The sequence below is a fragment of the Photobacterium aphoticum genome, assembly GCF_001029435.1.
In the GTDB taxonomy this organism is placed as follows: Bacteria; Pseudomonadota; Gammaproteobacteria; order Enterobacterales; family Vibrionaceae; genus Photobacterium; species Photobacterium aphoticum.
This window is the reverse complement of record NZ_LDOV01000011.1, coordinates 1-14,642: the sequence shown is the minus strand read 5'-3', so window position 1 is coordinate 14,642 and position 14,642 is coordinate 1. Positions and strand designations below refer to the sequence as shown.

Here is a 14,642-nt window from a genome sequence, read left to right as displayed (position 1 = left end):
GTCGGTACGATCCGTCAGCGTCGCGGGACGCTGGCTGTCACCATAATGTGCCGCATGGCGCAGGGTATGGTGCAAAGTATGGTGCAACACCGGCTGCTGGCTTGGCTGGCGCGTTGGCGCGGGCTGACTCACCGGACGAGGCGCTTCAGGCTGCGCATGCTGCTCGACAGGATTGACCGGATTCATCACAGTCTTTGAGTGAGAGGCCGTTGCCTGTGTGTCTGTACGCGTCGGCTGTGATACCGGTGCAGACGGTGACCTTTCCCCGTGAGAGGACGCCGCTAACGCGCGTTCGGCGGATGCGGAACCAGAACCCATGGCAGAGGCCGGCTCAGGGCGCGCATCTTCCGGGCGATCCGGCGCGCCTAGCATGGCACGCTCCACCAGCTGCGGCGTAATGTCACGTTTCACTTCCACCCCGAGCTGACGGAACCCTTCCGCCTGGCGGATCACGTTACCCCGGCCGGTGACCAGTTTGTTCATTGCGCCTTGGTAGCTTTGGTTAGCTTTTTCCAGCGACGCGCCCACCGCTTCCATGTCCGTCACAAACAGACGCAGTTTGTCGTACAGCTTGCTGGCCCGTTCGGCGATTTGCTTGGCGTTCTGATTCTGGCGCTCGTTACGCCACAGGTTACTGATGGTACGCAGCGCCACCAGCAAGGTGGTCGGGCTGACCAGCATGATGTTTTGATCCATCGCATCACGGATCAGACTCGGATCGGCCGCCACCGCCGCTTGGAAGGCAGGCTCGACAGGAATGAACATCAGTACATAATCGAGGCTTTCCACCCCGTGCAGCTGATGGTAGTCCTTGCGACTCAGGCCACGGATATGGCTGCGCACCGAGGCAATGTGCTCACTCAGTGCCAGCTCTTGCTCGGCCAGAGTGTCGGCATTGAAGTAGCGCTCGTAGGCCACCAGCGACATTTTGGCATCGACGACAACGTCTTTATTCTGTGGCAGGTGCACCACCACATCCGGCTGGTAGCGTTTACCGTCTTCGTTTTCCAGACTCACCTGAATTTGGTATTCGTGCCCTTCGCGCAAGCCGGATTCACTCAGCACCCGCGCCAGCACCACTTCGCCCCAGTTACCCTGGGCTTTGTTATCCCCTTTCAACGCCTGCGTCAGGTTCACCGCTTCACGGGCCATCTGCTCATTGAGCTGTTTGAGGTTGTTGATCTCATGCACCAGGGTATGACGCTCACGCGCTTCCTGACTGAAATTGTCGGTCACCTGCTTACGGAAGCCTTCTAACTGCTCACGCAACGGCCCCAACAAACCGTGCATACTGATCCGGTTTTGCTCATCCACGGTACGGGTTTTCTGCTCAAACAGGCGATTGGCAAGGCTTTCAAACTGGATACGCAACCGCTCTTCGGCATTTTCCAGCAAGGCGATTTTCTCGTCAGCGGCTTTTTGCTCTTCAAAATGGCGTGCATCCTGCTCACGCAGATCTGCTTCCAACCCAGCATTAGCCATACGGGCATTATCCAGTTGCTCGGTCAGGTAAGTTTTCTCGTTTTGCAGGGCTTCAAAGTGGCGCATTTTCTCCAGCGCAGCGGCCAAACGGCCATGCATCTGGCGCAGCTCTGCCGTCAGGCGATCGCGCTCCACGTCCATCTCATCCAGCTCCTGATTACGCTCTGTCAGCTGGCTTAAATAATGCTGCTCACGACTTTGTGCCAGACGCACATCCGATTCCGCCTGCTGCTGCAATAATTGGGTCTGTTGCTGCCAACGGGTATTGATCACCCATGCGGTGATCGCACTGGCCAGTGCGGTGCACGACACCCCTGCCACCACGGCGATCCCATATCCTGACAACCATTCATTGATCATGTGTATTTATCCTGACGCTTGCTGCTCTGAACGCGCGATCCTACGACGTAATTATCCTTCAAGGCTAAGGGGATACTGGATGAATGTCCAGTCACAATCAAAGGGTTATCATCACTGTTATCAACGGCGGTTCTGCAAAAGCTTACATTCACTCTGTGAGGTGCTAGCGGGGCCTGACACAATCGCATACACTGACGATCTAACCGCTCCCTCCCGTGGCCTGAATAGCCCGGTCGCACTTGATTATGGATGAACAATGAACGAACGTTATGCGCTCGGGTACGGCTTGTCGGCCGTCCTGCTGTGGTCGACGGTGGCCACCGCGTTTAAGATTACCCTGACCTATTTATCTCCGATCCAAATGCTGGTTGCCGCCAGCATGGTATCGGTGCTGGCCTTGATCGCCATTGCCCTCTACCAAGGCAAATTACACCTGCTGGGCCGCACCTTCATGGCCCGCCCGCTCTACTACCTGCTGCTGGGACTCATTAACCCGTTTGCCTATTATCTGGTGCTGTTCAAAGCCTATGAACTGCTGCCGGCCTCGCAGGCTCAACCGCTCAACTACAGCTGGGCGATCACCCTGACCTTAATGGCGGCGGTGTTCCTCGGACAGAAGATCCGCAAACAAGACTGGATTGCCTGCTTGCTCGGTTATTTGGGCGTGGTGGTAATCGCCACCAAAGGCGATCTGATGGCGTTGCAGTTTGATAGCCCGATGGGCGTGGCGCTGGCCTTGCTTTCCACCTTGTTGTGGGCGCTGTACTGGATTTTAAATACCAAGAATCAAGCCGATCCGGTACTCGGGGTGTTGCTGGGCTTTTTGGTATCCCTGCCGTTTTCGTTTGGCCTGAGTCTGTATCACGGCGGCTGGGGGGATGTGCCTTGGCAAGGCTGGGCGGCGGTGAGCTATGTCGGCCTGTTTGAAATGGGGATCACCTTTGTGTTGTGGATCAACGCCCTGAAACTGACCCGCAATACTGCGCGGATCAGCAACCTGATCTTCATCTCGCCGTTCATTTCTCTGATGCTGCTGGCGACGATCATTGGCGAGCAAATCTACCCGTCCACCTTGATTGGCTTGGGCCTCATCATCAGCGGCCTGCTGATCCAGCAATGGAAAGGCAAAGGCAGCAAGACAACAACTGTCGAGAGCAACACCTCCCCAACGGCCTGATCCCTTCGCCAGAAACAAAAAAGCCTGCCACAATCGTGGCAGGCAAAAAGTGAAAAGGGTTGTCGAGACCCGGCGCCTTTTGAGCCTGAGGCGTCTTATTATCGAATTTGGTTCAATAACGCGGATGCGGCAATAAACTTATGCCGCAACCGGCGCATGCCAGCGGCGCCCCAGACGGGTCCACAGCACAATCAATCCCGGGATCAGCAACCACATCTGCAATACCATCAAATTAGGCGGTGTCAGATCCAAACGTTGGGTCAGGCTGACCATCACACCCGCACCACTCATCTGGAACAAGCCCAGCAAAGCCGCTGCGGTTCCTGCGCGATCACCAAACGGTGCCAACGCTTTACCTGCCGCCGAGCCCAGCACGAACGCAAAGCCAAATGACGACATAAAGATCGGCAGCATGAACGCCAAGGCCGAATGCAAATGGTTCATCGCCAGCATCAGGCCACCGGCCACCAGCAAAATCAGCAAGCCGGAGCTCAGTGTGGTGCGTGAGCCGAAGCGATCCATGTATTTCGGCGCGATCATACACGCCAGAATATTCAGACCCGCATTCACCCCAAACCACACCGTAAACTGGTTCATGTCCTGCCCCAGCTCCATCATCAGCCACACCGGCGCCGAGGTCACGTAGGCCAGGATCACAGACATCGCCAACATACACAGCGAAGCATGGAACAAGAAGGTTGTTTCACGCAGTACCGACAGGTAACGCGACAGGCTGATCGCCGAACCGGAGACATCGGTGTTCGCAGGACGAGTTTCTTTAAACTGCAGCGCAATCAACAGACCCGCCACAATGGCAAAGCCGGCCATGAAGCTGAAGTTGGAACGCCAGCCAAAATGGTGTGTCAGCCAGGTCCCCAACAGCGGCGCTAAAGCGGGAATAAAACAGATCGCGCCGTTCAGGTAGCTGATCATGCGGCCACTTTTTTCCGGACCAAAACTGTCACGCACCGCAGAGAACGCGGCCACGGAGGTGGCACAGGCACCAAAGCCTTGCAGCAAACGCGCAACCAGCAGCATGTCGAGGCTCTGCGCCACGTACGCCAGCGTGGCACTCACGCCGTAAATCACAATGCCGCCCAACGCGATAGGACGACGACCGAAACGGTCTGCTAACGGCCCGGCCAATAACTGGCCCAGACCCAAGCTGCACATGAACCAGGTAATGGTATCTTGCACGCGTGTGGTCTCGACCCCGAAGGTGTCTGCCATGGCCGGAAACGCCGGCAGGTAAATATCAATAGCGAGCGGGCTAAAGAGCACCAAAATCACCATCAAGGCGACCAGTTTGGCGCCCGCAGGCGAAGAAGTAGGAGTGGATTGCATAGTCGTTGCTTACATCAATTGCAGGGAGTGTCCGAAGAATGGCGGCAGTCTACGTCGAACCTGATATGAATAGAAATGGTTTATATTCAAGTCACCATTTCCTTTTTGGAATATCACCACACCAGATACCGCTCACCCTTTCTGCATGCAGCATGTCTGTCTGCCCACGCCCCCTCCGGCTGCCATATTCACTCCCCCTGCTGACCACAAGCAGCCCATTGCAAGGGGGACACCCTTTCTCCCCCCACGATTTCGCTGCCACCAATTGCAGCCACAGGGCAAACACGCTAACGTAGGATGATCAGCCTGAACAGTTAAGCGTTCTCGCGTCCCCCTGTGGTCGCGGCAGGAACGGTTAACTCTTCAGGCTGGCATCTATGCCGTCACAGGGACGGTGACAAGTGAAAGGAAAAGAACATGCAAGCAGATATCGCACAACGCGTTGGGCAGATCCGTCAGTGGTTGGTCGACAACCAACTGGACGCCCTTTTGATCCCCCACGAAGATGAATACCTCGGCGAATACATTCCCGATCACAACGAGCGCCTGCACTGGGCGACCGGCTTTACCGGCTCAGCGGGTATGGCGGTGATCGCGCGCGACAGTGCCGCGATGTTTGTCGATGGCCGCTACGTGGTACAAGTGCGCAAGCAAGTCCCGGGCGACATCTACGAATACCGTCACCTGATTGAAGAGCCGCCAATGCAATGGGCGTTGGATCGCCTGCCAACCGGCAGCAAAGTGGCCATTGATGCCCGTCTGCACAGCAGTGCGTGGCTGACCCGCCACACCGCTATGGTGGCCGGTGAACTGGAATTGGTCTGCATTGACGAGAACCCTATCGAGCTGTTCTGGCACGACCGTCCAGCCGCCACCTTATCGAACGCCAAACTGATGGGACTGGATTTTGTCGGCCAAAGCAGCGCAGACAAACGCCAGCAAATCGCCGCAAACGTCACCAAGCAAAAAGCCGATGCGGCGCTGCTGACTCAGCTCGACAGCATTGCCTGGCTATTGAACGTGCGTGGCAGCGATGTGCCTAGCCTGCCGGTATTGCTCTCAACCGCGATCATTCATGCCGATGCCAGCGTCGATTTCTTTATCGACCCTGCACGCCTGCCTGCCGAGTTTGCCAGCCATGTGGGCGACGGCGTACGCGTCCACGCCCCTGAAGCCTTGGAAGCAGCCCTGCAGCAATTAGGCGGCAAAGCGGTGTTGGTCGATCCGGCCACCAGCAATGCGTGGGCCAGCCAAGTACTGCGCGCGGCGAATGCCACCCTGATTGATGCGGCGGATCCGTGCTTATTGCCAAAAGCGGCCAAGAACGCGACGGAAATTGCGGGCATGAAAGCCTGTCATATCCGCGATGGCGTGGCGGTGTCGAAATTCCTCGCTTGGGTTGATCGCCAAGTCGCGCAAGGCAACCTGCTTGATGAAGGCACCCTGTCGGATCAACTGTGGCAGTTCCGTGCCCAAGACAGCAGCTGTACCGATGTAAGCTTTGATACCATTTCCGCCGCAGGCGCCAATGCGGCCATGTGTCACTACAACCACCTGAACCAGCCTGCGCCAAGTGTGCTGGAGATGGACAATGTGTACCTGGTAGATTCAGGCGGCCAGTACCCAGACGGCACCACCGATATCACCCGTACCATTGCTGTCGGCACCCCGAACGATGAGGTGAAGCAGACCTTTACCTTGGTACTGAAAGGCCACATTGGTTTGGCATCCGCGCGCTTCCCGAAAGGCACGACCGGCTCACAACTGGATGCACTGGCGCGCCAGCACCTGTGGGCATACGGCTTTGATTACGACCACGGTACCGGTCACGGTGTCGGCCACTTCCTGAGTGTGCATGAAGGCCCGCAGCGTATCGCGAAAGTGTACAACCCAACCGCGCTACTGCCGGGTATGGTGCTGTCTAACGAGCCGGGCTACTACCGCGCCGATGCGTTCGGTATCCGTATCGAAAACCTGGAGTTAGTGGTGGAAATCGAAACCGCCGGCGACATGCACGTACTGGGCTTTGAATCACTGACCCGTGCGCCTATCGATCGCCGTTTGGTGGATATCTCACTGATGACTGACAGCGAGCTGGCTTGGCTGAACCGCTACCACGAGACCGTGTTTGCCGCGATCAGTCCGGCCCTTGAAGGCGACGACTTAGCATGGCTTGAGCAGGCAACTGCACCGCTAAGCCGCTAAGCCGCTAAGCCAAAAGCAGCACGTCACACAGAAACAGAGTAAAACAAAACGCCCGTCTTTCACGGGCGTTTTTCTTTTTATGGTGGCATGTATATCGGGGTAACCACTAGCCCGAATAGGCGCGGTGCCAGTCCTTCCACACCACTTCAAAACCATGGCGCTTTACGGATTCTGCCACCTGCGCTGCCGACCGCTCATCACTGATCGCAAATTGCTCCAGCTCCGGCTCATCATCCGCATAGCCACCCGGTTGGGTTTTCGACCCCGCCGACATCGAGGTGATCCCCAGTGGCAACACGTTATCGCGAAAATGGGCGGACTCACGGGTCGACAACGACAATTCCACTTCCGGGTTCAACAAACGATAGGCACAGATCAGCTGTACCAACTGGCTATCCGTCATGATGGATTTGGGCTGTAGCCCCCCTTCGCACGGGCGCAAACGCGGGAACGAAATGGAATAGCGGGTCTGCCAATAGGTGCGCTCCAGATAATCCAGATGGGCCGCCACAAAAAAGCAATCGGTGCGCCACTCATCCAAGCCGATCAACGCGCCGATACCGATTTTATCAATACCGGCACGGGCCAGCCGATCCGGTGTTTCAAGACGGTAGTGGAAGTCCATCTTATTACCGCGCAGGTGATGCTCGGCATAGGTCGCGGCATGATAGGTTTCCTGATACACCATCACCGCATCCAGCCCCAGCGTTTTAAGCTCGGCGTACTCAGCCTGATCCATCGGTTGCACTTCCATCGCCAGATAGTTGAACTGCGCCTTGATCGCCGGCAGGGCCTGACGGAAATAGTCCATCCCCACCTTGCGCTCATGTTCGCCTGTCACCAGCAGAATATTGTCAAAGTGCATCGCTTTGATGGCAGCGCATTCACGCTCAATTTCCGCCACATTCAGTGTGCGTCGCTTGATCCGGTTCTCCATGGAAAACCCGCAGTAGGTACACGCATTGGCACACAGGTTCGACAAATAAAGCGGGACATAAAAAGACATGGTATGACCGAACCGCTTGCGGGTCAGGGCGGCCGATTGCTGGGCAATTTGCTCCAGATACGGCTCCGCCGCTGGCGAGATCAGGGCTTTGAAATCCTCCAAATCGCGCTTGGGTTTGCGCAGCGCCCGCTCCACATCCGCCGCCGTCTTGCTGTAGATCGACAAACGAATATCATCCCATTCCAGACGCTGCCACACATCAACAAAACTCATCACACGCTCCTTTATGCAGGCTGCGCCAAAAACGCCGTCAACGGACTCGAGGCAATGGCATGATTCACCGTTCCAGCCAGCCCGGCCTCATACGCCATACGCCCGCCTTCCACCGCCAGCTTGAACGCACGGCCCATGGCAATCGGATCGGCAGCAGCCGCAATGGCGGTGTTCACCAAGACCGCATCGGCGCCCATTTCCATCGCTTCTGCCGCATGGGACGGTGCCCCGATCCCCGCATCCACAATCACCGGTACCCGCGCCTGATCGATGATGATTTCAAGAAAATCACGCGATGCCAGCCCTTTGTTAGTGCCAATCGGCGCCCCCAAGGGCATCACCGCCGCACAGCCGACTTCTTCCAGACGTTTACACAACACCGGATCAGCATGACAGTAAGGCAGAACAATAAAGCCTTCCTGTACCAGCTTCTCTGCCGCTTTCAGGGTTTCGATCGGATCGGGCATCAGGTATTTCGGATCCGGATGGATTTCCAATTTCAACCAGTTTGTGCCGAGTGCCGAGCGGGCCAACTGCGCGGCAAACACCGCTTCTTTGGCATTTTTCGCGCCCGATGTGTTCGGCAGTAAATTCACGCCCGCTTCCATCAACGGCGCCAGAATGTCATCGTCCCGCTTGTCGATATCGACGCGCTTGAGTGCCATGGTGACCAATTCCGATCCCGAGGCAATAATGGACGAGGCCATGGTCTGGCGGTTGGCGTATTTACCCGTCCCGGTAAACAGACGGGAGGAAAACGTCTTATCTGCAATTGTGAGCATCTCAGCCTCCTGCTATCGCTTGGAACAGGGCAATACGATCCCCGTCACTCAGCACGGTTGTCTCCCACGACGGGCGCGAGACAATCTCTTCATTCACAGCCACAGCGGTTGCCTGAAGCGGCATCGCCAGTTGCTCCAATAAGGCATGTAATGAGATCCCTGGCGGGACGTCCATTGCCTTGTCATTCACCATTAACGCTATTGTTGACATCAACATTGCTCTTGTTGTGACACGGACGGGCCACAAACCGGGCACGATGTGTCTTGTGTGAAATGAAATGATTGCCACTGTAGGGTCAGGCCATCAAAATTTTGCAGACGGGAAAACGCAACACTCCCCGCTCCGGTTAGTACTTTCAGGGCTTCCAGCGCTTGCAGAGTACCGATGTTGCCGACCACGGGGCCTGCCACGCCGCCGGTACTGCAATTTTGTGGTCCGGCGGATGAGGACGCATCCGGCAGGGGAAAGAGGCAGTGGTAACACGGCCCCTTGCCTTGGCGAAAATCAAACGCCATAAGCTGTCCGTGCCAGCGGATCGCCGCCCCGGCAATGAGCGGTTTACGGGCGCGATAACACGCCTGACTGACCGCATGGCGGGTAGCCAGATTATCCGAGCAATCCAGTACCACATCCGCTTGCGCCACTTCCAGCGCCAGACGTTCGCCCGCCAAACGGGCATTCGCCGCCCGCACCCGCACCAACGGGTTAAGCGCCTGCAATTGCGCCGCCGCCTGCACCGCTTTCGGTTGACCAATATCGGCTTCCCGGTAAAGCACCTGACGCGGTAAATTAGACACTTCCAGCCGATCGTCATCCGCGATCACAACCTGCCCCACACCGGCACCGGCCAAATACAAGGCGGCGGCAGAGCCCAGTCCGCCCGCACCCACGATCAGCACCTGCGCATTGGCCAGATCCGTCTGCCCCTGTTCGCCGATCTCCGGCAGCATGATCTGCCGGCTATAGCGTAAAAACGCCTGATCACTGATCATGGTCGGGCACTCCCTTGACCTCGCGCACCAACACCTGTTGAAAATCTGCCACTGCTTGAGCGGTATCTTCGGCTTCGGTGATCGCCCGCACCACAGCCACACTGCTGACACCGGTACGCCACACTTTTTCGGCACGACTCAAATCAATCCCACCGATCGCGACGGTCGGGAACGCATCACCAATCAACTTTTGGTACAACGCCAGACGATTCACCCCCTGCGGTTTAGACGGCATGCTTTTGGTGGTGGTCGGGAAAATATGGCCCAGTGCGATGTAGCTCGGCGAAAACTCGGCCGCACGCAGGATTTCATAGTAACCGTGCGTTGAGAGGCCTAAACGCAGACCCGCCTCGGCAATCGCTGCCAAGTCGGCAGTTTCCAGATCTTCTTGCCCCAAGTGCACGCCATACGCGCCGTGCTCAATCGCCAGTTGCCAGTAATCATTCACAAAGACCTGTGCCTGATGAGCTTCTCCGGCTGCCACAATACGGGCAATTTGCGACGATAAGGCCGGTGCTTGTGGATCTTTGATACGAAGCTGGGTCGTCATCACACCACTCGCCAGCACCTTTTCCACCCACTCGGCCGAGTCCACCACCGGATACAGTGCCAGCTTGGTGCGATCAACCGGGGCAAACGCGGCTACCGCCGTTGCTGTGCACTGCCAGCCCAAGTCGACCACTTCAGGGTGATTGGCGGTCAGCGGACGCGGGAACAGACGGTGATCAACCGGCCATGTCGGCCCCGCATCGCCATCGGTCGCAAACACATAGCGACGGGCATAAGCACGCGCCAACGTCACCGCATCTTCCAACGGGTAATCTAATGCCAATGCCGCGAGCAACATGGCCCGCTGCGCATCACACGCACCGGTGTGGTGGCAATACACTGCACGGGCTTCACCGTCGTGATGCCACACATCGACACACCCTTGCTCGGTCGGTAAGCCACACACCACCATCGAGGGGGTCGCTGCGACCTGCTGCTGGATGTCCGTTAACGTCGGATACGGTGCTAACCACTGGTCATGCACCACATAACCCGTCACGTCATCCTCTTGATTGACGGGCTCTGGCGCATCAAACGCCACCGTAAAACGTCGCCCGTCCACATCCATGTCTACCACTGCCGATTCGCTCCACGCCAGTTGCACGGGCTCGCCCAGTGCATAATGCTCCGCCGCTGCCAGCAGCGGCTCTAAGTGCATCAATAGCGGCGTCAGATGATCGGGTAAACAGACTGCGTTCATTAACTATCCTCTTTAGCAGGGTGATAAAGTTCACTCCCTCGGGCCTTGAATTCTGCCGACATCTGCTGCATACCAGCCTGCTGAATCGCCACCGCCGAATCGTCCATCACCTCAATGGCCACCGCTTGGGCGGCTTGTTGATCCAAATCTTTGGCGTATTCACGCACTTCCTGCGAAATTTTCATTGAGCAGAATTTCGGGCCACACATTGAACAGAAATGGGCGATTTTGCCGGACTCTTGCGGCAGGGTTTCATCGTGGTAAGCCCGCGCGGTTTCCGGATCCAAGCCGAGGTTAAATTGATCTTCCCAACGAAATTCGAAGCGCGCTTTGGACAAGGCATTGTCACGCACCTGTGCACCGGGGTGCCCTTTGGCTAAGTCAGCGGCATGAGCACACAGCTTGTACGTGATAAGCCCGACTTTGACGTCTTCTTTATTCGGTAGGCCTAAATGTTCTTTCGGGGTGACGTAGCACAACATGGCACAGCCGTACCAACCAATCATGGCAGCGCCAATCCCGGATGTAATGTGGTCATAACCCGGTGCAATGTCCGTGGTCAGAGGGCCGAGGGTATAGAAGGGGGCTTCATGGCAGTGCTTGAGTTGCTCTTCCATGTTTTCTTTGATCATGTGCATCGGTACATGGCCCGGGCCTTCAATCATCACCTGCACATCGTATTCCCAGGCAATTTTGGTCAGCTCACCCAAGGTACGCAATTCACTGAACTGGGCTTCATCGTTGGCATCGGCCACCGAGCCGGGACGCAACCCATCGCCCAATGATAAGGAGATATCGTATTGGGCACAGATCTCACAGATCTCGCGGAAGTGCTCATAGAGGAAACTTTCTTTATGATGGGCTAAACACCACTTGGCCATAATAGAGCCGCCTCGTGACACAATGCCGGTCACCCGTTTGGCGGTCATCGGCACATAACGCAGTAATACACCGGCATGGATCGTGAAGTAATCCACCCCTTGCTCAGCTTGCTCGAGCAAGGTATCCCGAAATACTGCCCAATTGAGGTTCTCCGCAATCCCGTTCACTTTTTCCAGCGCCTGATACATCGGCACCGTCCCGATAGGCACAGGGCTGTTACGGATGATCCATTCACGGGTTTCGTGGATATTACGACCGGTCGACAGATCCATCACCGTATCGCCGCCCCAGCGGGTCGACCACACCAGTTTTTCCACTTCTTCTTCAATGGAAGAGCTGACGGAGGAATTGCCGATATTGGCATTCACTTTAACCAGGAAGTTGCGGCCAATGATCATTGGCTCCGATTCGGGGTGATTGATATTCGCGGGGATAATGGCGCGGCCTTCGGCCACTTCCTGACGGACAAACTCAGGGGTGATCTCTGCCGGGAGAGTAGCACCAAATGCCATACCCGGGTGTTGCTGATTCAGGACTTCATCGCAGTATTTAGCCCTTCCCATGTTTTCCCGAATCGCAATGTATTCCATCTCTGGGGTGATCACGCCTTGGCGGGCGTAGTGTAGCTGGGTGACATTGGCACCGGGTTTGGCACGACGAATACGGGCTTGTTCACCAAAGCGTAAGTCATCCAAGGTTTTGTCGGCTAAACGTTCTTTGGAATACGCCGAGCTCTGCTCATCCAAATACTCGGTATCGCCCCGCATCGCAATCCAGGCTTCACGCGTTTTAGGCAGGCCGGCATAAATGTCGATGTCATAGTCAGGGTCGGTATACACACCTGAGGTGTCATATACGCGTACCGGGTCATTCGGTTCAAACAGGGGGGCATCTTTGGTTCCGCCGACAAGGCTGTCAGCTAAGCGAATTTCACGCATGGGCACACAAATATCGTCACGGCTACCGGTGACATACACTTTGTGCGAATTGGGGTAAGGCTGAATGGTGAGAGAGTCAATAAACTGTTTCGCTTCCAGTCTCGCTTGTTTGCGATTCGACATAGCAATTTCCTGTTAATCCATTAGGGAAAGTTGCTTGACGGATGGGTGCGTAAACAAGAGGCTACACGTAGGGGGTGTAGCATCATCTGAAACTGCAGCCACGCTGACCAAGTAAAAAGGATGACATGGCAATACAGATAACATTCTCTTGTTCCCTTCGCAGGTATTAGCCTGATCAGGTTCTACGGATCCCGCAATGCGGTCTCAGCCAAGTGGCACTCCGACAAGTTGAGTCTCGAGTATAAGTAAGCCACTCAGCATCATCAACCGGAAAGACCCGTTTCACCGACTCTCAGTCACAAACCCTACGACATTCGCACTTTGTTTGTGATCACTGACACATCAGCACATCACCACGGATATGCTGTGACAAGGCATGACCTACATCACCCAACCAATGAATGCCAGATTTACGGCATCCAATGATCACCAAACTGGCTTCCAGTGTGTCAGCCAATGCGACCAAATGCTTGATCACATCCCCGTTCGCTAAATGAATACCACTCACGTGATACGGTGACTGTGATGCCAGCGCCATAAGTTGTTGTCGGCGTCGTTGCGCCAAAGTGTCGTGCACGGCATCCAGCTCTAATTCTGCATCCGCAAAACTCACATTCCCCATACCCGGCTCCACAAAGGCCAAATGCAATTCGGCATTGTTTTGCTCGGCGACCACAGCCGCTTTCACCACTAACCGATGGGCTTCGTTATCATCAGGATTAACCGCCACTAAGACTGTGGGATAAAGTGCCATGATTCTCTCCTTTGATCTCAACAATATGCTTAACACCATGCTATACCTAACAGGCAGCGTACACCCGAGACGGCATAGCAATATACAGCTCAATCAATGATTGCAAAAATATCACCGTCTGAAGGTAATCGTGACGGCCAGAACATGGTATTAGTATGGCATTCTTTACTTACCCAATGAGATCCCAATGAACCAGTTCATTTTTCTGGGGCTGATCGCCCTGGGCGGGGCATTCGGTGCTTGCTCCCGTTATTTAATTTCTGAACTTTGTGTGTCCCTGTTCGGACGCGGTTTTCCGTACGGCACACTGGTGGTCAACGTGGTAGGCTCGATGATCATGGGCTTGATGATGTCAGCCCTCAACCAGGGCATGATAGGAGCCGTCCCTGCCCGCCCACTGATTGGCTTAGGCTTTCTTGGCGCCCTCACTACGTTCTCCACCTTTTCCATGGACAATGTTATTTTGATGCAACAAGGTGACTTCATTAAAGCCGGCCTCAATATCCTGCTCAACGTCACGCTCAGCATTACCGCCTGCTTTATCGGTTACCAACTGATGATGAAAAGCTAAGCCCATCGTGTCGTGCCCAGAAACAACAAAAGGCTCTCGTCGTAAGACGAGAGCCTTTTGTTTAGGTATAAAAAAACCTCAGCATTTCTGCTGAGGCTTTAGAATCTGGCAGGGGTGGAGAGATTCGAACTCCCAACACGCGGATTTGGAATCCGCTGCTCTGCCAATTGGAGCTACACCCCTAATGTTTGTGTGTATCTTACGGATCCACGCTCAAACTGCAAATGAAAATTCGAGGGGTCACTCACAGTATCCGTAGAAAGTCGCAATAAAGACAACGTACTAATGCAGGTACCACCCATAGCATTGAAATAAGCGGAAAGAACGAGGCTTTCGAAGGTGACAGGGGTGGACTGGCATTCCAGAGATTTGATAGGGCTTGCTACCAAGCTGGCTGGTGTTCCTGGGGGACGCCTAGTTATCCCAACACGCGCTGATGTTCGGTATGGCGGAATCCGCAGCTCTGCCAATGGCCGAAATATTCACCACCACAAAACACCAAACGTAAAAAAGCCCCAGCATTTCTGCTGAGGCTTTAAATTTGGCAGGGGTGGAGAGATTCG

General features: G+C 55.5%; 11 protein-coding genes, 1 tRNA gene, 1 pseudogene and 1 riboswitch. Of the genes and pseudogenes, 3 read left to right on the top strand and 10 right to left on the bottom strand.

The features are described 5' to 3' along the window. Positions 1–372: 372 nt before the first annotated feature. Positions 373–1,842: pseudogene (gene rmuC, locus ABT58_RS07060) on the bottom strand (DNA recombination protein RmuC); the annotation flags it as partial. 256 nt (positions 1,843–2,098) lie between these two features. Here rmuC and ABT58_RS07055 point away from each other — a divergent pair. Next, positions 2,099–3,019, top strand: coding sequence for a DMT family transporter (locus tag ABT58_RS07055; RefSeq protein WP_047873693.1), 921 nt, complete (start codon positions 2,099–2,101; stop codon positions 3,017–3,019). 138 nt (positions 3,020–3,157) lie between these two features. Here the strand turns inward: ABT58_RS07055 and ABT58_RS07050 are convergent, their stop codons facing one another. Further along, a complete protein-coding gene (locus tag ABT58_RS07050; protein ID WP_047873692.1) occupies positions 3,158–4,363 on the bottom strand; it encodes a multidrug effflux MFS transporter in 1,206 nt (401 codons plus the stop codon). Between the two features lie 417 nt (positions 4,364–4,780). Here ABT58_RS07050 and ABT58_RS07045 point away from each other — a divergent pair, with 417 nt between their 5' ends. Next, the gene (locus ABT58_RS07045) at positions 4,781–6,568 is read left to right on the top strand and encodes an aminopeptidase P family protein (RefSeq protein WP_047873691.1); all 1,788 of its coding nucleotides are present in this window, start codon (positions 4,781–4,783) and stop codon (positions 6,566–6,568) included. A 106-nt stretch (positions 6,569–6,674) separates the two neighbouring features. Here the strand turns inward: ABT58_RS07045 and thiH are convergent, their stop codons facing one another. The 7 genes from thiH to ABT58_RS07010 all read right to left on the bottom strand — a co-directional run bounded on the left by thiH (position 6,675) and on the right by ABT58_RS07010 (position 13,508). Continuing rightward, positions 6,675–7,787, bottom strand: coding sequence for a 2-iminoacetate synthase ThiH (gene thiH / locus ABT58_RS07040; RefSeq protein WP_047873690.1), 1,113 nt, complete (start codon positions 7,785–7,787; stop codon positions 6,675–6,677). A gap of 11 nt (positions 7,788–7,798) precedes the next feature. Further along, the gene (locus tag ABT58_RS07035) at positions 7,799–8,569 is read right to left on the bottom strand and encodes a thiazole synthase (protein WP_047873689.1); all 771 of its coding nucleotides are present in this window, start codon (positions 8,567–8,569) and stop codon (positions 7,799–7,801) included. 1 nt (position 8,570) lies between these two features. Next, positions 8,571–8,780 carry a sulfur carrier protein ThiS gene (gene thiS, locus ABT58_RS07030; RefSeq protein WP_047873688.1) on the bottom strand — a complete coding sequence of 70 codons (210 nt, stop codon included), beginning with the start codon at positions 8,778–8,780 and terminating at the stop codon, positions 8,571–8,573. Continuing rightward, positions 8,780–9,562, bottom strand: coding sequence for a HesA/MoeB/ThiF family protein (locus ABT58_RS07025; protein WP_047873687.1), 783 nt, complete (start codon positions 9,560–9,562; stop codon positions 8,780–8,782). The genes thiS and ABT58_RS07025 overlap by 1 nt, the downstream gene beginning before the upstream one ends. Beyond that, positions 9,552–10,811, bottom strand: coding sequence for a thiamine phosphate synthase (gene thiE, locus ABT58_RS07020; protein WP_047873686.1), 1,260 nt, complete (start codon positions 10,809–10,811; stop codon positions 9,552–9,554). Before thiE ends, ABT58_RS07025 begins: the two co-directional genes overlap by 11 nt. Then, on the bottom strand, positions 10,811–12,754 hold the full coding sequence (thiC, locus tag ABT58_RS07015) for a phosphomethylpyrimidine synthase ThiC (RefSeq protein ID WP_047873685.1): 1,944 nt from the start codon (positions 12,752–12,754) through the stop codon (positions 10,811–10,813). The genes thiE and thiC overlap by 1 nt, the downstream gene beginning before the upstream one ends. A 135-nt stretch (positions 12,755–12,889) precedes the next feature. After that, positions 12,890–12,987, bottom strand: a riboswitch (TPP riboswitch). A gap of 98 nt (positions 12,988–13,085) precedes the next feature. After that, positions 13,086–13,508 (bottom strand): universal stress protein, encoded by a 423-nt coding sequence (locus ABT58_RS07010; RefSeq protein ID WP_047873684.1) that lies wholly within the window; start codon positions 13,506–13,508, stop codon positions 13,086–13,088. A 187-nt stretch (positions 13,509–13,695) separates the two neighbouring features. On the opposite strand from ABT58_RS07010, the gene crcB reads away from it, so the two are divergent. Continuing rightward, positions 13,696–14,079, top strand: coding sequence for a fluoride efflux transporter CrcB (gene crcB / locus ABT58_RS07005; protein WP_047873683.1), 384 nt, complete (start codon positions 13,696–13,698; stop codon positions 14,077–14,079). Positions 14,080–14,185: 106 nt separating this feature from the next. On the opposite strand, the gene ABT58_RS07000 is transcribed toward crcB, so the two are convergent. Continuing rightward, positions 14,186–14,262 (bottom strand) — tRNA-Trp (locus ABT58_RS07000). Between the last annotated feature and the right edge of the window lie 380 nt (positions 14,263–14,642).